At 38.8% G+C, this 20,297-nt stretch carries 16 protein-coding genes and 2 pseudogenes; 16 read left to right on the top strand and 2 right to left on the bottom strand.

Features of this window, described 5'->3' with window-relative positions; genetic code table 11:
* Positions 1–92 precede the first annotated feature (92 nt).
* The 12 genes and pseudogenes from dnaB (at position 93) to N4G44_RS03720 (ending at position 15,922) form a co-directional block, all read left to right on the top strand.
* Positions 93–1,681 (top strand): annotated as a pseudogene (gene dnaB, locus N4G44_RS03775) (replicative DNA helicase).
* Positions 1,682–1,760: 79 nt separating this feature from the next.
* The gene (gene rnhA, locus N4G44_RS03770; RefSeq protein WP_474924677.1) at positions 1,761–2,237 is read left to right on the top strand and encodes a ribonuclease HI; all 477 of its coding nucleotides are present in this window, start codon (positions 1,761–1,763) and stop codon (positions 2,235–2,237) included.
* 158 nt (positions 2,238–2,395) lie between these two features.
* Positions 2,396–4,648: a T9SS type B sorting domain-containing protein gene (locus N4G44_RS03765; protein ID WP_474924676.1), complete on the top strand. Its 2,253-nt coding sequence runs from the start codon at positions 2,396–2,398 to the stop codon at positions 4,646–4,648.
* A gap of 250 nt (positions 4,649–4,898) precedes the next feature.
* Positions 4,899–5,438: an L-type lectin family protein gene (locus tag N4G44_RS03760; protein WP_474924675.1), complete on the top strand. Its 540-nt coding sequence runs from the start codon at positions 4,899–4,901 to the stop codon at positions 5,436–5,438.
* Between the two features lie 134 nt (positions 5,439–5,572).
* Entirely contained in the window at positions 5,573–7,159 is a 1,587-nt protein-coding gene (locus N4G44_RS03755) for a T9SS type B sorting domain-containing protein (RefSeq protein WP_474924674.1), read from the top strand.
* Positions 7,160–7,289: 130 nt separating this feature from the next.
* A complete protein-coding gene (locus N4G44_RS03750; protein ID WP_474924673.1) occupies positions 7,290–7,916 on the top strand; it encodes an NAD(P)H-dependent oxidoreductase in 627 nt (208 codons plus the stop codon).
* A 30-nt stretch (positions 7,917–7,946) separates the two neighbouring features.
* The gene (nadB, locus tag N4G44_RS03745; protein WP_474924672.1) at positions 7,947–9,518 is read left to right on the top strand and encodes an L-aspartate oxidase; all 1,572 of its coding nucleotides are present in this window, start codon (positions 7,947–7,949) and stop codon (positions 9,516–9,518) included.
* A gap of 12 nt (positions 9,519–9,530) precedes the next feature.
* Positions 9,531–10,391 carry a carboxylating nicotinate-nucleotide diphosphorylase gene (nadC, locus tag N4G44_RS03740; protein WP_474924671.1) on the top strand — a complete coding sequence of 287 codons (861 nt, stop codon included), beginning with the start codon at positions 9,531–9,533 and terminating at the stop codon, positions 10,389–10,391.
* A 209-nt stretch (positions 10,392–10,600) separates the two neighbouring features.
* Entirely contained in the window at positions 10,601–13,294 is a 2,694-nt protein-coding gene (locus N4G44_RS03735; RefSeq protein WP_474924670.1) for a TonB-dependent receptor, read from the top strand.
* A gap of 84 nt (positions 13,295–13,378) precedes the next feature.
* The gene (locus N4G44_RS03730) at positions 13,379–13,810 is read left to right on the top strand and encodes a hypothetical protein (protein WP_474924669.1); all 432 of its coding nucleotides are present in this window, start codon (positions 13,379–13,381) and stop codon (positions 13,808–13,810) included.
* A gap of 66 nt (positions 13,811–13,876) precedes the next feature.
* Complete coding sequence (locus N4G44_RS03725) at positions 13,877–14,869, top strand: aspartate-semialdehyde dehydrogenase (protein WP_474924668.1); 993 nt, start codon at positions 13,877–13,879, stop codon at positions 14,867–14,869.
* A 51-nt stretch (positions 14,870–14,920) separates the two neighbouring features.
* On the top strand, positions 14,921–15,922 hold the full coding sequence (locus tag N4G44_RS03720; RefSeq protein WP_474924667.1) for a cation diffusion facilitator family transporter: 1,002 nt from the start codon (positions 14,921–14,923) through the stop codon (positions 15,920–15,922).
* A gap of 84 nt (positions 15,923–16,006) precedes the next feature.
* On the opposite strand, the pseudogene N4G44_RS03715 reads toward N4G44_RS03720, so the two are convergent.
* A pseudogene (locus tag N4G44_RS03715) lies at positions 16,007–16,443 on the bottom strand (exosortase F system-associated membrane protein).
* Positions 16,430–16,960, bottom strand: coding sequence for an exosortase family protein XrtF (xrtF, locus tag N4G44_RS03710; protein WP_474924666.1), 531 nt, complete (start codon positions 16,958–16,960; stop codon positions 16,430–16,432). The pseudogene N4G44_RS03715 and the gene xrtF overlap by 14 nt, the downstream one beginning before the upstream one ends.
* A 217-nt stretch (positions 16,961–17,177) precedes the next feature.
* Here xrtF and N4G44_RS03705 point away from each other — a divergent pair, with 217 nt between their 5' ends.
* From N4G44_RS03705 to N4G44_RS03690, 4 genes are all read left to right on the top strand, one after another.
* Entirely contained in the window at positions 17,178–18,197 is a 1,020-nt protein-coding gene (locus N4G44_RS03705) for an aminoglycoside phosphotransferase family protein (protein WP_474924665.1), read from the top strand.
* Positions 18,198–18,327: 130 nt separating this feature from the next.
* Positions 18,328–18,744: a RapZ C-terminal domain-containing protein gene (locus N4G44_RS03700; protein WP_474924664.1), complete on the top strand. Its 417-nt coding sequence runs from the start codon at positions 18,328–18,330 to the stop codon at positions 18,742–18,744.
* Between the two features lie 77 nt (positions 18,745–18,821).
* Entirely contained in the window at positions 18,822–19,535 is a 714-nt protein-coding gene (locus N4G44_RS03695) for a nucleotidyltransferase family protein (RefSeq protein WP_474924663.1), read from the top strand.
* 8 nt (positions 19,536–19,543) lie between these two features.
* Positions 19,544–20,296, top strand: coding sequence for an LOG family protein (locus N4G44_RS03690; RefSeq protein ID WP_474924662.1), 753 nt, complete (start codon positions 19,544–19,546; stop codon positions 20,294–20,296).
* Position 20,297: the final 1 nt, after the last annotated feature.

The raw sequence follows: 20,297 nt of genomic DNA, 5'->3' as shown, positions 1-20,297 counted from the left end.
TAACACTCATTTATCCCATTTATTGTAGGTTAACCGAGGATTGCGGGTAAGTTGTTAGTTATTATTTTTCTTAAATAAACTATCTTTGCATTATGGCGCAGAAAGAAACATTATCCTCCCTTACACACGGAAACTTTGCAAGAGAACTGTCTATTGCGGATGGAAAAATGCCACCCAATGCTGTAGATTTTGAAAGACTGGTGATCGGAACTTTTTAATAGACAAAAAAGGGCTTGACCACTCTATTGACCTTCTTACTCCTGAGGTATTTTATGACCCAAGACATCAGGTTATTTTTTCTACCATCTTAAAGCTGTACGAAGGTAACCATCCTGTGGACCTGATGACGATTATCCAGGAATTGAAAAAAGAAGATAAACTCAATCAGGCAGGCGGTGACCATTACATCATCGACCTTACCATGGGAGTAAGTTCATCAGCCCATATTGAATATCACGTACGTGTTATTCTTGAAAAATATATTTTAAGAAGCCTTATTAATGTTTCTGCTAACGTAATCGATTCATCTTATAAAGAATCTACTGATGTATTCGAGCTTTTGGATAAGGCTGAACAATCTTTCTTTGAAATTACCAACGGTACGATTAAAAAAGGATTCGACACTGCCAATTCATTGGTAAAACAGGCTATTGATACGATTAAATCCTTAAAAGATAAAGAAGGGCTTTCCGGAGTTCCTTCAGGATTCAGAGATATTGATAAAGAAACAGGAGGCTGGCAAAATTCCGACCTCATCATTATCGCGGCCCGTCCGGCGATGGGTAAAACAGCATTCCTTCTGTCAATGGCCAGAAATATAGCCGTAGGCCACAAAATCCCGATGGTGCTTTTCTCCCTGGAGATGGCATCCGTACAGCTTATCACCAGGATGATTGCCTCTGAAACGAAAATCTCTTCCGAAAAGCTGCGAAAAGGAACGCTTGATGATGAAGAATGGCAAAGATTGTTCTCCAATGTCTCCGAACTTGAGAACGCCCCACTTTTTATTGACGAAACTCCTTCCCTTTCCATATTCGACTTCCGGGCAAAATGCCGAAGACTGGTAATGCAGCATGGCGTAAAGCTGATCATGGTGGATTACCTTCAGCTGATGACCGCAGGAGGCGGAGGAAAAGGAGTCGGAAACCGTGAACAGGAAATCTCCATGATCTCCCGTTCATTAAAGGCCATTGCCAAAGAACTTAACGTACCTGTTATTGCACTTTCCCAGCTATCGAGAAGTGTGGAAGCCCGTCCCGGTAAAAGACCTCAGCTTTCCGACCTCAGGGAATCCGGAGCTATTGAGCAGGATGCAGATATCGTATCATTTATTTTCAGACCTGAATATTATAAAATTGCTGTTTGGGATAATGATGAAGAAGGCCAGGAAACTTCAACGGAAAACCAGGCTGAATTAATTATTGCCAAACACAGAAATGGTGCAACAGCGGATGTAAGATTGTCATTCCTTAAACACTTCGCCAAATTCGGAGATATTGAAGCTGCTTTTGATGGTGGTATGGGAGGCTATCCTTCCAATTTCGGATCTAATGAGCCGAGTGGTTTTGATAAGATTAAAACAACCATCCAGCCTGGTGCCGCATTTGATCTGCCGGACAATTCAAAACTTTCAGGATCATCTATGAATGATTTTGATGACGATGATGATTTCCCTTTTTAGTGTTGCCTATTTTAAATTAAATAACAGCTTAGTACTCAGTTGAAAAACCGATACTCATTTTATAATACACCTTAAACTTTTGAGAATAGAAATCTACACCGACGGTGCATGCAGCGGAAATCCCGGAAAGGGAGGCTATGGCATCCTCATGCGCGTACCTGAAAAGAATTATCAGAAAACATTTTCAAAAGGATTCAGAAAGACGACCAATAACAGAATGGAGCTGCTCGCTGTCATTACTGCTATGGAAAAACTAAAATCTTCGGAGAACGACATTCACATTTACACGGACAGCAAATATGTAGCAGATGCCGTGAATCAAAACTGGATTGCCGGATGGATTAAAAGAGGCTGGAAAAATGTAAAAAATCCTGACCTCTGGAAAAGATTCATTGAGATGTACAATAAGCACAAACCGCATATGCACTGGATAAAAGGTCATGCCGGTCACTTTGAAAATGAACTCTGCGACAAACTGGCTGTAGCTGCTGCAAGCTCATCTGATCTGGAAGTTGACACTTACTTTGAAGGGCTTGAAAACAATTCTCTTTTTTAATAAATATAAATTTACATTAATATTGTTCATTATTTTATTAATGTTCTTATCATTTGTTAATAAATCATTATCATTTTCAGTAAAATTAACATTAAATAAACATTAATTACCCGGGATTTAATATATTTACAGTGTCTAATTAAAGTAATCCCACGTCAATGAATAAATTTTTACTGTCGTACATTTCCCTCTTTCTGCTTTTCTTGTCAGGAGGAGTGTTTTCCCAAACCTATCAGCTAACCGGAAATCCTGTAAGTACTACCGGATGGACAATGGTTGCCCCTACCCAGGTAATGGGTGATTTTGTCCAGCTCACCCCGGATACCAATAACCAGTCGGGATCAATCCGTCTTAATGACCAGATCAACTTAAAATACTGTGATAAATGGAGAGTTGAATTCGATTTCAGGATGGATTCCAACCAAACTTCCAACGGAGACGGGCTTGCATTCTGGTATCTTGCCAATCCACCCGTTGCCAGTGTATTAGGCTCCGGTCTCGGCGTTTCTCAAAATGCAGTCGGCCTTATCGTAGGATTTGATACCTACAACAACACAACAGGCTCCACAATGAGCAAAGTACATGTTGCTTACGGACAGGTTGCCAATACGACAGATACTAACAATATAGAATTTTTTAATACTGCCGGAAGCTCTTTTCACTCACCGGACCTGAATACAACACAACCTTTCCAGGGTACAACATACAAACATGTTGAAGTAACAGCGCAGGTAGATCCGGCAAACCCTATTAATTGGATCATAAAAATAACGCTTGACGGTACGACAATCTGTAATCAGTCATTCGCTCCTTCAGGAGCAGCCGCTGCAATGACTATCGGATATTTTGGGTTTTCAGCTTCTACAGGAGCTGCAAGATCAAGACATTCCATTAAAAATGTAAAAATCTACACCGATAAAGTTCCAATTCTTCAAAATACGGCAACACAGTCCTTCTGTCCAAATCCTGCCACAGGATTCGGGTCTGTAAATTTAACGAGTTTCAACTCTCAGTTTGTAAGCAATCCTTCAAGCTATACATTTACTTACCTTCAGGGCTCAACTCCTATTACCAATCCTACTAATTTTCAGTTCAATACGAATACTACCGTTACGGTAATTGTAAAAGATAATGCAGGAATATTATGTGATAATCCGGACGGAAAAATACTGTTGGTTCTGGCCCCACTTACCCTCACCGACAAAACTTTAACGACGTGTAACAATAATAAAGCAGGAACAGGAATATTCAACCTTAATAATGCTGCCGTAACGGATGTAGCAGGTGCAACCAGAAAATATTATAAAACCCTGAATGACCTGAATGCCAACACCAACGAAATTGCAAATCCCAGCACTTACACTTCTGCACCCGGAGAAGTCTATGTAAAAGTTACAACTCCACAGGGCTGTACCGGTACTGCAAAAATTACATTAACATTTTTCCCTGAAACCCCGGTAAAAGAAGCCACATTACAATCATGCTTCCTGCAGAATAATATTACAAGCGCCGTATTTGATCTTACTTCTGCCAATGTAACTACATTAAGCAGCGGCTTTACAAAGAAATATTACACAAGTGTGGCAGATGCCTTAAGCGGATCCAATGAAATTGTGAATCCTTCCCAATATATGTCGGTAAGCACTGCCATCTATGTAAAGGTAACAGATGCTAACGGATGTTTCGGTATAGCAAAAGTGAATCTTATAGTACTGCCGCCAGTGACATCCTCCATTTTAAAGGATAAAATCATCTGCATCGACGGAAGAACCGATCTGGATGCAGGCCCGGGCTTTGATAGCTACGAATGGAGTACAGGCGCAACTACTCCTTCTATTCAGGGTGTAGGTGTTGGACTTTATTGGGTAAAGCTGAAAACAGGAAACTGTATTGCACTGCAGATGGTAAAAGTTATCGCTTCTGCAAATCCTGTTATTACAAGCATCGATATTAACAATACAACAGTGACTGTGAATGTTTCAGGAGGTACACCACCTTATAAATATTCCTTAAACGGAATCGACTGGCAGGATTCGAATACATTTACAGGACTGCACAGAGGAGAGGCCAGGGTTTACGTTAAAGATTTTTATAACTGTTCACCTGTTGAAGTTCAGATTACCGTTCCTAATCTGATTAATGCCATTACACCAAACGGCGACAACGTAAATGACTTCATTGACTATTCTGCACTGGCCTACAAGAAAAATCTTGTTTTCATAGTATATGACAGATACGGCAATAAATTGTATGAAGCCAATAAACTGAGAGACTTTAAGTGGGACGGAACTGCATCCGGCAAAAAAGTCCTTACAGGAACCTACTGGTACTCTATTTCATGGAATGAAAATGATAAAAACAATACGCCTACGAAATATTCAGGCTGGGTATTGGTAAAAAACAGAGAATAATGGGTTTATCATACAAAATCACTCCTTTACCGGAGTGATTTTTTTAATACTATTGAGCTTTCGGAATAAAGGCTTATCATATCTTAACTCAACAAATAAAATATATTTTATTTTTAATCATTTTTTATAAATTTTAAAAATTACTTGTAAAATTGACAATTTTTACTAATCATTTGACAATTATACATTATATCCGAGAGAAGAAAATAAATATATTTACAGGAATAACCTCAAAAACTAATCGCTTCATATGAAAAGAAAACTACTCCTTTATTATTTAACTATTTTTCTATGCTTTTCAGGACAGCTGTTTTCCCAGACTTATCAGCTTACAGGAAACCCGGTGAACACTACCGGCTGGGACCTTGTTTCCAATGCAGCCGTAGATACTGACTTTGTGAGGCTTACCACAGATAACGGAAATCTGTATGGCGCTATAAAGCTGGCCACTCCTATCACATTAAGCTACTGCGATAAATGGAAGGTAGAATTTGATTTTAGAATCGATGGAAACGGAACAGCACAGTTCGGAAGAGGAGACGGGTTTACATTCTGGTATCTTGCCAATCCTCCAACAGGATTTGTATCCGGTGGCGGGCTCGGAATTCCCGGAAACGCATCCGGACTGATGGTAGGCTTTGATATTTTCAACAATACCACGGAAGGACAGATGAGTAAAATCCATTTACTCTACGGAACCAATAATACTGCCGGAAACAATATTGAATACAACAACACTCCGGGCAGTACATTCCACTCCCTGATCTTATTGCTACTCAGCCGTTTGTAGGTCCTACATTCAAACATGTAGAGGTAAACGGGGAAACAGATCTTACCAATCCTACCAACTGGATCATAAAAATAAAACTGGATGGAGTTCTTATTGTTGACCAATCCTTTGCCCCTTCAGGTGGAGCCATAGGAATGAGCCAGGGATATTTCGGATTTTCTGCAGCCACAGGAGGTGCCAGTGCAAGACATTCTATCAAAAATGTTAAAGTTTTCGTAGATAAAGTTCCGATTCTGAATGCTACGGTAACGCCATTTGTATGTACCAATCCGGCAACAGGAACAGGAACTGTAGATTTAACATCTTTCAATTCACAGTTCGTTAACAATCCTGCCAATTACATATTTACCTATTATATTTTAGGAAGCTCAACGCCTATTGCCAATCCGGCAAACTTTGCCTATTCCGGAAATACAACTATCAAAGTGGTCATTAAAGATCCAACCTCCACGCTCTGTGACAATGGAGACGGAGTCATACAACTGAATCCAACCCCGTTTGCAGCAACCGACGCCTCACTTACAGGTTGTAATAACAATAATGCAGGTACCGCAACATTTGACCTTACCACGGCAGCATTAACAACAGTACCAGGCTGCACTATGGAATTTTACAATACAATGGCCGAACTGAATGCCGGGATCAACCAGATTCCCAATCCTACAGCCTATGCTTCAGGAGCCGCCATATTATTTGCAAAAGTGACCACACCTCAGGGTTGTGTAAGCGTGGCAAAAGTTACCTTAAACCTCAACCCGATTGTACCAGTAACCGATGCTAATTTAAGATCATGCTTCCTTGAAACCAATCCTTCTCTGGGAACATTCAATCTAAGCAATGCTACGGTAACTACTCTGACAGGAGCTACTAAAAAATATTACCCTTCTTTATCAGATGCAGTAAACGGAACCAATGAAATTTTAAGCTTCCTGACCTATACCGCCCCATCAGGTGTAGTGTATGTAAAAGTATTTAATGCACAGGGCTGTTATTCAATTGCGAAAGTGACATTAACAGTACTTTCACCGGTTTATTCAAGCGTACTTAAAGATAAGATCATCTGTATTGAAGATAAAACCACTCTGGATGCGGGACCAGGTTTCAACGGTTATGAATGGAGCACAGGAGCTACTACCCAATCCATAACTAATGTAGGTGTAGGAACCTATTGGGTGAAGCTGAAGACCGGAGACTGTATTACTTTACAGACTGTAAAAGTATATGCTTCGGAGCAGCCTGTAGTGACCAACATTGATATTTCAGGAAGTACAGTGACTGTCTTTGTGAACGGAGGAACGCCGCCTTACCAATATTCAATGGACAACATTCAATGGCAGGATTCCAATATATTTAACAGTGTACCGAGAGGTGAAACCAAAATATATGTAAAGGACAGCTATGATTGCGAACCTATTCAGATCAATATTACCGTTCCTAATCTGATAAACGTGATTACTCCAAACGGAGACGGGATAAATGATGCCATTGATTATTCGGCCCTTTCCAATAAAAAGAATCTGGAAATCGGAATCTTTGACCGATATGGCTACAAGCTTTTCCAGGCCGATAAATCCAACAGATACGTTTGGGACGGCACCACCAACGGAAGCAAAAAAGTTCCTACGGGAAATTACTGGTACTCTATCACATGGAACGAAAACAACAGCAAGAATACCCCTATTAAATTCTCTGGCTGGATCATGGTAAAGAACAGAGAATAAATTAAAATTGATTATTTTTTTAAATACCCGGGATCACTTCAGATTTGAAGTGATCTTTTTTGTTTTTTCTTATAAGGAGATATTTCATTATAAACCCACTTTATTCATATTCAATTCTTAAATTTGTCCTATGAATTATTTGGAAGCTTTAAGCAGAAGATATTCTGTGAAAAAATTTAATCATGAGATTATTCCTCAGGACACCCTTCACAACATTCTTGAGTCGGGGAAGCTTTCCGCAAGCTCACTCGGGCTTCAGCCCTATAAAATACTGGTAGTAGAAAGCGAGGTAATGAAGCAGAAATTAATTCCGGCTTTCTATAATCCGTCGCAGATTTCCACCTGCTCACACCTCATCGTTATCATTTCAAAGAAAACCATTGAGGAAAATTATATTCATGGCTATTTTAACCACATTTCTGAAGTAAGGGAAACTCCTGTTGAAAAGCTGGATCTGTTCAGAAAAAGCATTAACCAGCATATTACCCAAAAAACACAGGAGGAGATTTTCAACTGGGCCGAAAAGCAATCTTATATAGTACTGGCCAATCTGATGTACGCCGCCGCTATTGAAAATATAGATTCATGTCCTATGGAAGGCTTTCGCCAGGATGTGATGGAAGAGATTCTCAATATCAATCCGGATACAGAAAAAGTGACTGTAACCCTGGCTTTAGGCTACCGTTCCGAAGAAGACCATTTCCAGCACATGAAAAAAGTAAGAAAACCAAACGAAAAATTGTTTAAATTTATTTAATATTTAAATGATCGTACCTAAAGCAAGCATATGATAAAAGCGGATGTATTAGTAATTGGTTCCGGCATCTCGGGACTTTCCTATGCCATTAAAGTTTCTGAACAGCTCCCTGATGCCAAGATCATCATCGTAACAAAATCTGATGAAGACGAAAGCAATACCAAATATGCACAGGGCGGACTGGCCGTAGTCACCGATTTTAAAAATGATAATTTCGAAAAACATATTGAAGACACCATGCGTGCCGGAGACGGAGAAAACAAACGCGATGTGGTAGAAATGGTGGTAAGGGAAGCCCCTACAAGATTCAATGAAATTGTAGAATGGGGTGCCAATTTCGATATGAAAAACGGAGAATTTGCTTTGGGAAGAGAGGGCGGTCATACTGAAAACAGGATCGTTCACCATAAAGATATTACCGGATTTGAGATTGAAAGAGCCCTTCTGGCAACAGCCAACAACAGTCCTAATATTGAGATCCTCGACCATCATTACGTTATCGATATCATTACCCAGCACCATGTTCCGGGAAAAGAAATAAGTGAAGGCGAAATTAACTGCTATGGAGCTTATATTTTAGATGAAAAATCAAAAATCATCAAAAAAATAACCTCGAAAATAACATTAGTTGCCACAGGCGGAGCGGGACATGTTTACAAAAATACCACCAATCCTACCATTGCTACCGGTGACGGAATTGCTTTCGTTGCGAGAGCAAAAGGTAAAGTTTCCAATATGCAGTACTATCAGTTCCACCCGACTGCCCTTTACAGTAAACTGGATGGTATGTTGTTTTTAATTTCGGAAGCCGTTCGTGGTGACGGAGCCAAATTGAGAACCAAAAGAGGTGAAAAATTCATGCACAAATATGATGAGCGTGAAGAATTAGCCTCAAGGGATATTGTGGCAAGAGCCATCGACGCCGAAATGAAAATTACCGGAGACGAATTTGTCGGTTTAGACTGTAAGCAAATGAATCATGAAAGATTCCTAGAACATTTCCCCAATATTTATAAAAAATGTAAAGATGAAGGAATTGATCCCTTCACACAATTGATTCCCGTGGTTCCAGCCTGTCATTATCTCATGGGCGGCATTGAAGTGGACAGAGACGGGCAGTCTTCCATAAGGAATCTTTTTGCAGTGGGAGAATGCACCAATTCAGGATTACATGGCGCCAACAGGCTTGCATCAAACTCTTTACTCGAAGGTTTGGTTTTCGGGCATAATGCAGCTATAAAAACAGTTGACCTTCTGAATGAAAACAATTTTAATTTCGATGATTTAAAGGCTGTTCCGGAGTGGAATGAAGAAGGAATGAAGATTATGGATGAAATGGTAATCGTAAGTTACCTCAGAAAGCAGCTTCAGGAAATGATGAGCGATTTAGTAGGTATTGTACGCAGCAACAAACGTCTGAATATGGCTTTGCAGAAACATCAGGAAATTGCAGCTGCCGTGGACGAGATCTATCACTACTCTATTCTTTCGCCACAACTATCTGAATTAAGAAACCTTACGACAGTTGCCCACCTCATCATTACCCAATCTATGGAAATGACGGAAAATAAAGGAGCATTTTATAATAAAGATTTAGCTTAAAAGCAAAATATAATGAAAAGACCAAGCTACGCTACAGATAAAGTATTAAAAACATTCATTAAAAATGCCCTGGAAGAAGACATTCAGGATGGTGACCACTCTACCCTTTCCACAATCCCAAAGGATTTGAAACAGAGTGCCAAACTTCTGGTAAAGCAGGACTGTATTTTAGCAGGTGTTGAACTGGCGGAGATTATTTTTAAAACTTTTGATAAGGATTTAAAAATCGAAATTTTCATTAAAGACGGGCAGGCTGCCAAAATAGGCGATGTTGCATTTATTGTAACAGGAAGCGCAAGATCAATTCTATCAACAGAAAGGCTTGTCCTGAACTGCATGCAGAGAATGAGCGGAATTGCAACCCTTACTCATGACTGGGATTCCAGGCTGGTGGGAACCAAAACAAAGCTTTTAGATACCAGAAAAACAACTCCCAATTTCAGGGTATGTGAAAAATGGGCTGTTGCCATAGGCGGCGGAACCAACCACAGATATGGTCTGTATGACATGATTATGCTGAAAGACAATCACATCGATTATAACGGAAGCATTACCAATGCTGTTAAAATGGCAAAAGATTATATCAAGACCCATAAGAAAAAGCTAAAAATTGAAGTTGAGACGAGAAGCCTGGAGGAAGTTAAGGAAGCCATTAAAGCCAAAGTAGACAGGATCATGCTCGACAATATGAATGTTGTCATGATGAAGCAGGCTGTAGAAATGATCAATGGATCATGTGAATCGGAAGCTTCAGGTGGAATCACCCGTGATATGTTAAAAGAAATTGCATCAACAGGAGTTACTTATATCTCTGCCGGAGCCCTTACCCACTCAGCTGAAAATATCGATTTGAGTCTCAAAGCCGTGAAATAGCGTTATATTTTTAATAAAAACAGCACCTATTTGTTAAAAACTCAATAATATGATTTTCTTCATGTGAAAATTCAATTATTATTCATTGCATTGAAAATCAACAACTTAAATCTTATTCAGATTGAGTAAAAATTAACATACAGTTAATATTAGTTAAATTTTATTTCGCGAATTTTGCAGAAAATTAAATCTAACTATTACTAACGATTATGAAATTAATCAACAAATCGATGCTATCCGTAGTAATTACTTTATCTACAGCTAGTGTTTATTATGCTCAAGAAGTTCAGGATACAGTGAAAACTAAATCCAATGACATTGAACAAGTTGTAATCACTGGTGTTGCTGATATTGCGAAGGATAGAAAAACACCGGTAGCAGTTTCAACCATTAAGGAAGCACAGATTGTACAACGATTAGGAAATCAAGAATTTCCTGAGATTTTATCAACAACTCCTTCCATTTATGCTACAAAAGGTGGTGGTGGTTTTGGAGACGGACGTATGAACGTAAGAGGTTTTGATACTTCTAATACCGCAGTAATGATTAATGGAGTTCCTGTTAATGATATGGAAGGAGGTACTGTATATTGGTCTAACTGGGCAGGACTTTCTGATGTAACTTCAGCAATGCAGATACAAAGAGGTTTAGGAGCTTCAAAATTAGCAATTGCTTCTGTTGGAGGTACAGTTAACGTTATTACAAGAGCTGCAGATAAGAAGAGAGAAGGTAATGTAACTTTAGGTCTTGGTAATGACGGTTATCTTAAAACTTTATTTTCTTATAATACAGGAAAATCCGCAAAAGGATGGTCTACTTCATTCTTGATGAGTAGAACAGCTGGAGCAATGTACATTGACGGTTCAGATTTTGAAGCATACAATTATTATTTCGCTTTAGGTTTCCAGCCAAATAAAAAACATGATTTCCAGTTTACCTTTACAGGTGCTCCACAATGGCATAACCAAACCTTTAACAACACCATCGCAACCGATTTAGATATGGGTGATGGAAGATTAGATGGTGTTTTATCTGATAAACCAAATAGAAAATACAATTCTAACTGGGGATATCTGAATGGCAGACAATTTTCACAAAGTGTAAATTACTATAGCAAACCTGTTGCATCCATCAACTGGGATTGGAACATTTCTGAAAAATCAAAATTATCTACGGTAGGATATGCTTCTTGGGGTAGAGGTGGTGGAACTGGGGTTTTAGGTTCTATCAACGGAAAAAATATTAATGCTCTACCAAAAACCGCAGACGGTTTGATTCGTTTTGATGACATTTATGCATGGAACACAGGACAAGCAGTTGCCGATTTCGGAGCCAATAACAAAACTCCTTTTATTGGTACAAGTTCTAATGGTATCACAAGAAGAGCTAGTGTAAACTCACATGACTGGTATGGAATTTTATCTAATTTCCAACATAAAGTTAATGATAACTGGAATTTCTCAGTAGGGATTGACGCAAGATACTACTATGGTTATCACCCAGGTCTTGTTACTGACTTCTTAGGAAACAAGGAATACCGCGAAGCTGGTAACTATAACCAATTCCCATATTATACCGTTACACAATCATACAATCCAACACCTTCTGCAAACCCGTTTGCCGCTGCTGTAAAAGACAAATCACAGATTGTGTACAGAAATTATGATGGTAAAGTTCTTTGGGGTGGTGTTTTCGGACAGTTAGAATATACGAATGATAAAATTTCAGCTTTCGTACAGGGTTCTGCATCTGAGCAGAGCAACCAAAGAATTGATAAATGGGTTTGGGATGGAACATCTGCCGTTCCTACTGGTATATCTACTACACAGCAAGGACAAGCGGTAAGCCAAACAACTGATCAAAAATTCAGATTTGGATATAATGCAAAAGCTGGTGTGAATTATAACATCGACGAACATCACAATGTTTTCGTAAATGCTGGTATTTATTCTAAACAACCGAATCAAAATGCTATTTTCCCTTATTCATTACCAACTAAAACATTTGGTTCTTTGTATCAGCAAATTGAAAACAAAGATATAAGAAATGAGAAAGTATCTTCTGTAGAAATCGGTTACGGATTCAAAAGTGACAAATTCAGAGCCAATCTGAACGGATATTACACAGACTGGAAAGACAGATTTGTACGTGTTACGGGTATTGCTTATAATAATGCTGATGGTACTCCCGGTACAAATGGTACCGCAAGTTTAACAGGTGTACGAGAAGTGCACATGGGTGTTGAACTAGAGACATTCTACAAACCTTTAAACTGGTTAGAAGTAAATGGAATGCTTTCCCTAGGAAACTGGAAATATAAAAACAACCCAACAGGAAGAATAGCTGACGTAAACGGAGATCCAATTATTACAAACGGAGTGGACGGAGTTACTTTGGCCTTGGATGGACTGAAAGTTGGAGATGCTGCACAAACAACAGCTGCATTAGGAGCAACAGTGAAGCCTGTTAAAAACCTTGATGTTTTCGCAACTTGGAGATATTATGATAATTTGTACGGAACGTTTAGTATCAATAATAGCTATATTATTAAAGATGGAGTTGTACCAGCTGCCAGAGCAGAAAAAGGATCTTTGAAGGCTCCTTCTTATAACCTTACAGATATTGGAGCTTCTTATACATTTAATTTGAACAATGGTAGCAGACTAATAGTTACAGCAAATATCTATAACTTATTTGATACTACTTATATTTCAGATTTAAGATCTTCAAACAAAAAAACACTATCAGACTATAAAGATATTGCAGGAGGGTTAACAGCTCAACAACAGCTTGATGCTTACAATGCAAATCCTAAAAATTTCTACAAAGGTTTAGATGTTAGCAACAACGTTTATTTCGGATTCGGAAGAACTTGGGCTGCTTCTCTTTCTTACAGATTCTAATAAGATCACAATATTAGATTTTATAAATATCTATCCCGGCTTTTCGCCGGGATTTTTGCTATATTTGTGTACAAAAAATTGAATATGGATTTTTACAAGATTTTGCTTAATGCACACAAAGGATTTGGGTATCTTGAACTTGCTTTGGTATCATTATTTATTATTGCCCTTTTAGCCACAATGTTCGGCTTTAGTGGTAAAGTGAACAAATTTTTAAAGAAGATGACTCTCTTTACAATGATCTTCTTCCACGTTCAGTTTTTAATCGGAATCATCATGCTTGTGATTAATTTCACAAAAGGATTGGATATGGGATCAGTAATGAAAAACGCTGACCTGAGATTCCAGTATGTGGAACATCCGTTCTCCATGTTGATCGCTGCAGTATTGATGACGATCATCAACAAAAAAGTGAAGTCCAATGACACGATTTCTTTGGGAATTGTTATTATGGGACTTATCGCTGCAGGTTTATTTGCATTCGCGTTCCCTTGGACAAGAGTCTTTGGGGCTTAAAACATAAAAGACAAAGTTGAGTTGATCACTTTGTAAAAGTTTAACCTTAAATTTTTAATTAAATCAATGAAAGTAGCTGTAGTAGGTTCAACAGGAATGGTTGGACAAGTTATGCTTAAAGTTTTGGAGGAGAGAAACTTCCCTGTAACAGAATTAATTCCGGTAGCTTCCGAAAAATCTGTAGGCAAGAAGGTGAAGTATAAACAGGAAGAATTTACCATTGTAAGCATGAAAGACGCTATAGCTGCCAAACCGGATATTGCCATTTTTTCTGCCGGAGGAGATACTTCTCTTGAATTTGCCCCTCTTTTTGCCGAAGCTGGTACCACGGTGATTGATAATTCTTCAGCATGGAGAATGGACCCAACCAAAAAGCTGGTCGTTCCGGAAATCAATGCCAATGTTTTAACAAAAGAAGATAAAATCATTGCCAATCCGAACTGCTCTACCATTCAGTTGGTAATGGTTCTGGGCCCATTAAATAAGAAATATGACCTGAAAAGAGTGATTGTTTCTACGTATCAGTCTGTAACAGGAACAGGGAAAAATGCCGTTGATCAGCTTAACGCCGAAATCAGCGGAGATCACAGCGTTGCTAAAGTTTATCCTTACCAGATCTTCAAAAATGCTCTTCCTCACTGCGATGTATTCAGCGATGATGATTACACTAAGGAAGAGATCAAATTAATGAAAGAGCCTAAGAAAATCTTAGGGGATGATACATTCAATCTTACAGCAACTGCAGTGAGGGTTCCTGTTCAGGGAGGCCACTCAGAAAGTGTAAACATTGAATTCGAAAATGAATTTGACCTTGATGAAGTAAGAAAAATTTTATCTGAAACGCCAGGTGTTGTCGTAATGGACAATGTGAAAAACAACGAATATCCGATGCCGCTCTACTCCGAAGGCAAAGACGAAGTATTTGTCGGAAGGATAAGACGGGACCTTTCGCAGCCTAAAACGCTCAACCTCTGGATCGTGGCAGACAATCTGCGAAAAGGAGCAGCAACGAACGCTGTACAGATTGCAGAATACTTATCAGCCAACAACTTAGTTTAAACTAACAAAATAAAAAGAGTCTCAGAATTGAGATTCTTTTTTTATCAAACTATGGAAAATAAAAAGACCAATACCCGTAAAGACAAAATAGGATTCCAAAGGCTGATTGCCGTTTTCGGGGTCATCTTATTTATAGGAAAGATCATCGCGTGGAAGCTTACCAACTCTGATGCTGTATTTTCTGATGCTATGGAAAGCGTTGTGAATGTCATCAGCGCATTTATGGGACTCTACTCCCTTCATCTTGCCGCCAAACCTAAAGACGAAGACCACCCGTACGGCCACGGAAAAGTAGAATTTGTAACCTCCGGTATCGAAGGTGCCCTAATCGCTATAGCAGGGATTATGATCATCTATGAAGGGGTCAACAGCCTTATTATAGGAAAAACACTGGCCAAGCTTGATCTCGGAATATGGATCATCGCTGCAACTGCTGTTGTCAATTATCTTCTGGGATATATTTCTATTAAAAAAGGTCAGGCAGAGAACTCATTGGTTCTTATATCATCCGGAAAGCATCTCCAGTCTGATACTATTACCACATTAGGAGTCGTGATCAGTTTAGTAGTGGTATACTTTACAAAGATCTACTGGCTGGATTCCGTTGTTGCTCTTATTTTTGGTCTTTACATTATCTTTGTTGGCTATAAAATCGTTAGAAAATCGTTAAGCGGTATTATGGATGAGCAGGATCCCGATCTGCTTAACCAGATTATCAGGGTACTCGAGGAAAACAGAAGAACAGAGTGGATAGACGTCCATAATATGAAGATCCAGCAGTTCGGAGCCAATCTTCATATTGATGCCCATATTACCTTACCTTGGTACTACAGCCTTCGGGAAGCCCATGACGAAATGGAAAAAATGATTATTCTTTTGGCTAAAAACACCAAAAGAAGTGTGGAATTCAATTTCCATATGGACGACTGCAAACCAATATCATGCCCAGTATGCCAGATCAAAGACTGCCCTGTCCGCGAAAAAGATTTTGTAAAAAGAGTAGAATGGACACCAGAGAATGTAACCAGCGTAGACAAACACACCGCAGATTAGGTTTGAGAGTCAGAGAGTTTTAAGGTTTTAGAGTTTGTTTGTCAGTTCGAATCACGAAACCCGCATCCCGAAACTTTCTTACTGCTACTTACCTGCTTTTCCCAACTGTTTTCTGTAATAGAACATCGGGACAATCAAAAGTAAAGCCAGTGGCTGAATGACAAATCTTCTCATATAAAAGAAAAAAGATAACCAATATCGAATCGGTCATAGATGCAGTAAAGATAGATCGGAAAAGTAATCGCAAAAATAATGGTAATCAGCAAAGCTGCCTGCACCGTCCATTGGCGGTTTTTAAAAAGACATTGAATAATAAGGCAGGAAAAACCAAGATTAAGGATAAATCTGAAAAGATGCCCTGCTATTAATTTCCCCCATACAAACCCGGGAAACGGAATATTTTTATTGGCTTCATGAAAGTATTCCAGGAAAGGGTCATAGAATATTTTGTCTTCCAATATCCGTACACTTATAAGCCCGCAGATTCCTGCTATGACCAAAAACCAGTTAAGAATTTTCATTTTTTAAAGCAAAGAATTTAATCCATACCAGCCAAAGAACCACTACCGTTCCGTATATCACGGCAGGGAAAATAAAATCGTGGAACATTTTTCCATATTCCGCATGATCTACCATGACGACATTCAGTCCTATTATTCGCAGGAGATTCATAATATAAAGCAGAATCAGTCCGGCAAGAGCAAAAATATAGGTTTTGGTCCCTTTATAAAATGCAAAAACAAAAGCTAAGAATAAAATCATTACAGAAACAGCATTACAGCCTTCCACCATTCTTGTTACATAATTTTTCTTTACATAAAACCAAACCTGTTCGTTTTTCACATCATCATAAAGCAGCGTCGGGAAACCTGTAGCATTCTGGACAGATGCCACTTGATTGGCAATCATTCGGGAAAAAGGATCCAGTCCACCCTCTTTACCCGCATTCAGGTAAAACTGATACCCAAAAAGCAGTACAAGGTAAATAATAATGAACCTCAGCAGAATGTTTAATACTGGTTTAAAATCCTTTAGCATGGTACAAAGATAAAAATTAGACTGAAACCTGAGCTAAAAAAGATTTATTTAGATATCAGATTGCAGATACCAGATATCAGACATAAGATTTTAAATTTATAAAAACTATTTGCTCACAATCCTCAAACTCTCAAACCCAACCACGAACCTCGGATCCCAAAACCCGAAACCCTCAATTTATAAACTCCCATTAAATTAGTATATTTGTTTCCATATTATGACTTCCGAAAACGCAAAACGATTTTTTGAAAAATACCTGAATGAACCTTCTTCTGAGTTTGTTACGCTGGCTCAAAGCGGTTCCGCGAGGGTAAATTTCCTGGCCCGGTCCGGCACAAAAAAATACATTGTTACCAGCAATGAAAACATTCCGGAAAACGAAAGCTTCCTCTATTATTCTGATTTATTTTCTAAACTTCACCTTAATACACCTGAAATTTTTGCTGTTTCAGAAGACAGAAAAATATACATCCAGGAGTTTCTCGGAGCACAAACGTTTTCTGAAATAATTGCTGCAGAAGGACTTTCTTCCAGGGTAAAAGCACTGGTAAAACAGACTCTGGAAAAACTTTTTCAGCTTCAGACCAGTACGCAAGGAAAAATCGATTTTTCAAGGACTTTTGAATATGAAAGTTATGATGAACTTCCCGTAACCCACGATCTTTATTATTTTAAAAACTTTGTAGCCGATGTTCTCGAGCTTGAATACCGTAAATCTGACCTGTTAAAAGAGTTTAAACAAATTTCCGGACTCATTGAAAATCTTGAACCGAGGGGAATCATGATCCGCGATTTCCAGGCAAGGAATATTATGGTTGATGAAGATCTTAAAGTTTCGTTCATCGATTATCAGTCTGCTATGGAAGGCCCTTTAATGTACGATGTGATCTCTTTCCTCTTTCAGGCTAAAGCTAATTTTCCGGAAGATTTTAAAAGCGAAATGCTTGATTATTACATCGGACAGTTTGAAGATCAGGAAGTTCAACACCAACTAAGAAACTCGGTAAAACCAATTCAGATGATGAGATTCCTGCAGGTACTCGGAGCTTACGGCTTCAGAGGACTGATCCAAAGAAAGCAACATTTTATGATTAGCCTGGAAAAAGGAATTGAAAATATCACAATGTTTGCAAATTCATGGGAACAGATGAGCAATTATCCGGAGCTGAAAAAAGTAATAGACCAGCTGGGTACGGAAAAATCGGAATTAAAAATTAATGCGATATTAAATACCTAGCCTTCGACTCCGCTCAGCTGACCAAATTCACAGATAAGTGGGTAATTTTAGAATGTCAGCCTGAGCGGAGTCGAAGGCTGATCAATATAAACTAAATAAACCTTAATGGTTAAATAATAAATAAAGAACAATGCTACACATCGACATACACAGCTTTTCGTACAAAAAAGGAGGAATTCCTAAAGACGATTCAGGAAACGGAGGCGGTTTTACCTTTGACTGCAGGGGAATTTTAAATCCCGGAAGAATTGAGGAATACAAAATTCAGACAGGAAATGACATCGGGGTTCAGGAATATCTTGAAACGAAAACAGAGATGCCGAAATTCCTGGAACTGGTAAAATCCATTATTTCAATCAATATCGATAATTACCTGGAAAGAGGTTTTGAAAACCTTCAGATCAATTTCGGATGTACGGGTGGCCAGCACAGATCTGTATACTCTGCGATCAAAATTGCTGAATTCATCAAAGAAAAATACCCTGAAGGAACAGAAATAAGTCTTCACCACGATGAACAGCACCAACTGAACGTGAATAATGGGTAATGAGCAATAAGTAATATTTACTTGTTCATCAGCCCTGAAATTACTCATTACTTATCACTCATTACTCATATCATACTATGAAAGCTTTAATTTTCGCTGCCGGAAAAGGCACCAGGCTCAAACCCTTTACGGATCATCATCCCAAAGCTCTGGCTAAGGTAAACGGCATCCCGCTTTTGGAAAGGAATATCAATTATCTTAAAGGCTTCGGAATAAAGGATTTTGTGATCAATATCCATCATTTTGGAAATCAGATTGTTGAATTTTTGAATAAAAACAGTAATTTCGGATGCAACATTGAGATCTCGGATGAGACCAATGAACTGCTGGAAACCGGAGGCGGCTTGATTTTTGCTAGAAAATTTCTCGATCATGGGGAAGATTTTTTAATCATGAATGCAGATATTTTAACGGATATCAATATTGACGATCTTGTTGAGTATCACAAAAAGATAAAAGATTTTGCTACTTTAGCAGTTTCCGACAGGGAAAGCTCAAGAAAACTGCTTTTTAATGATGATATGGTTTTAAGAGGCTGGCTTAATGTTCAGTCCGGAGAACAGAGGCTTGCGGAATTCAACAAAGGCTTTAAAGCACTTGCATTCAGCGGCGTTCACTGTATCAACCCCGTTATCTTTGGAAAAATAAAGAGAACCGGCAAATTTTCTGTTATGGAAGAGTATCTGGACCTGATGCAGACTGAACATATCCACGGATTTGTACACGACAGCATTCTGGTAGATGTAGGGAGACCCGAATCTGTAATAGTAGCCGAAAAATATTTTAAATAATTTTTGAAATGGAAATGGATGGAACCAGGGATGAAAGTTTAGTAAATCCTGCCCTTGATATAAACGAAACAAAACTTCACAATAGTCTCAGACAGAAAACATGGGACGAAACCATTACCAAAGACAGCTGGATGGTTTTCAAGGTAATGGCCGAATTTGTTGACGGCTATGAGAAGCTGGCTAAAATAGGACCGTGTGTTTCTATATTCGGCTCTGCAAGGCTGAAGCCTGAAAGCAGATATTACGAAATGGCTGTGGAAATTGCTGAAAAGATCACCAAACTGGGCTTCGGGATTATTACCGGAGGCGGACCGGGGATTATGGAAGCAGGAAATAAAGGCGCTTTTAATGCTAAAGGAAGATCCATCGGGCTTAATATCGATTTGCCGTTTGAACAGCACTTTAATCCGTACATCAACAAATCATATTCTATGAACTTCGATTACTTTTTCGTCAGAAAGGTAATGTTTGTAAAATATTCCCAGGGATTTGTTGTAATGCCAGGAGGCTTCGGCACTCTGGATGAGCTTACGGAGGCCATGACCCTTATTCAGACCAATAAAATCGGTAAATTCCCGATTGTTCTGGTAGGAAGTGAATTCTGGGGCGGTCTGCTGGATTGGTTCAAGGCAACCCTGTTAAAAGAAGGAATGATTGCCGCAGATGATCTTGATTTATACCGTGTGGTAGATACGGCTGATGAGGCAGTGGCTCATATTAAGGCATTCTACGATAAGTATTCTGTGAATGTAAATTTCTAAT

It is taken from the genome of Chryseobacterium sp. GTID13, assembly GCF_056172655.1.
Note: the sequence above shows the minus strand (reverse complement) of the source record. Positions and strands in the feature narration are given on the sequence as shown.

Excerpts from the sequence above, each read along its gene's own strand:
- N4G44_RS03765 (WP_474924676.1), top strand. The coding sequence starts at position 2,396 with ATGAATAAATTTTTACTGTCGTACATTTCCCTCTTTCTGCTTTTCTTG.
- N4G44_RS03760 (WP_474924675.1), top strand. The coding sequence starts at position 4,899 with ATGAAAAGAAAACTACTCCTTTATTATTTAACTATTTTTCTATGCTTT.
- N4G44_RS03755 (WP_474924674.1), top strand. The coding sequence starts at position 5,573 with ATGAGCCAGGGATATTTCGGATTTTCTGCAGCCACAGGAGGTGCCAGT.
- N4G44_RS03750 (WP_474924673.1), top strand. The coding sequence starts at position 7,290 with ATGAATTATTTGGAAGCTTTAAGCAGAAGATATTCTGTGAAAAAATTT.
- nadB (WP_474924672.1), top strand. The coding sequence starts at position 7,947 with ATGATAAAAGCGGATGTATTAGTAATTGGTTCCGGCATCTCGGGACTT.
- nadC (WP_474924671.1), top strand. The coding sequence starts at position 9,531 with ATGAAAAGACCAAGCTACGCTACAGATAAAGTATTAAAAACATTCATT.
- N4G44_RS03735 (WP_474924670.1), top strand. The coding sequence starts at position 10,601 with ATGAAATTAATCAACAAATCGATGCTATCCGTAGTAATTACTTTATCT.
- N4G44_RS03730 (WP_474924669.1), top strand. The coding sequence starts at position 13,379 with ATGGATTTTTACAAGATTTTGCTTAATGCACACAAAGGATTTGGGTAT.
- N4G44_RS03725 (WP_474924668.1), top strand. The coding sequence starts at position 13,877 with ATGAAAGTAGCTGTAGTAGGTTCAACAGGAATGGTTGGACAAGTTATG.
- N4G44_RS03720 (WP_474924667.1), top strand. The coding sequence starts at position 14,921 with ATGGAAAATAAAAAGACCAATACCCGTAAAGACAAAATAGGATTCCAA.
- xrtF (WP_474924666.1), bottom strand. The coding sequence starts at position 16,960 with ATGCTAAAGGATTTTAAACCAGTATTAAACATTCTGCTGAGGTTCATT.
- N4G44_RS03705 (WP_474924665.1), top strand. The coding sequence starts at position 17,178 with ATGACTTCCGAAAACGCAAAACGATTTTTTGAAAAATACCTGAATGAA.
- N4G44_RS03700 (WP_474924664.1), top strand. The coding sequence starts at position 18,328 with ATGCTACACATCGACATACACAGCTTTTCGTACAAAAAAGGAGGAATT.
- N4G44_RS03695 (WP_474924663.1), top strand. The coding sequence starts at position 18,822 with ATGAAAGCTTTAATTTTCGCTGCCGGAAAAGGCACCAGGCTCAAACCC.
- N4G44_RS03690 (WP_474924662.1), top strand. The coding sequence starts at position 19,544 with ATGGAAATGGATGGAACCAGGGATGAAAGTTTAGTAAATCCTGCCCTT.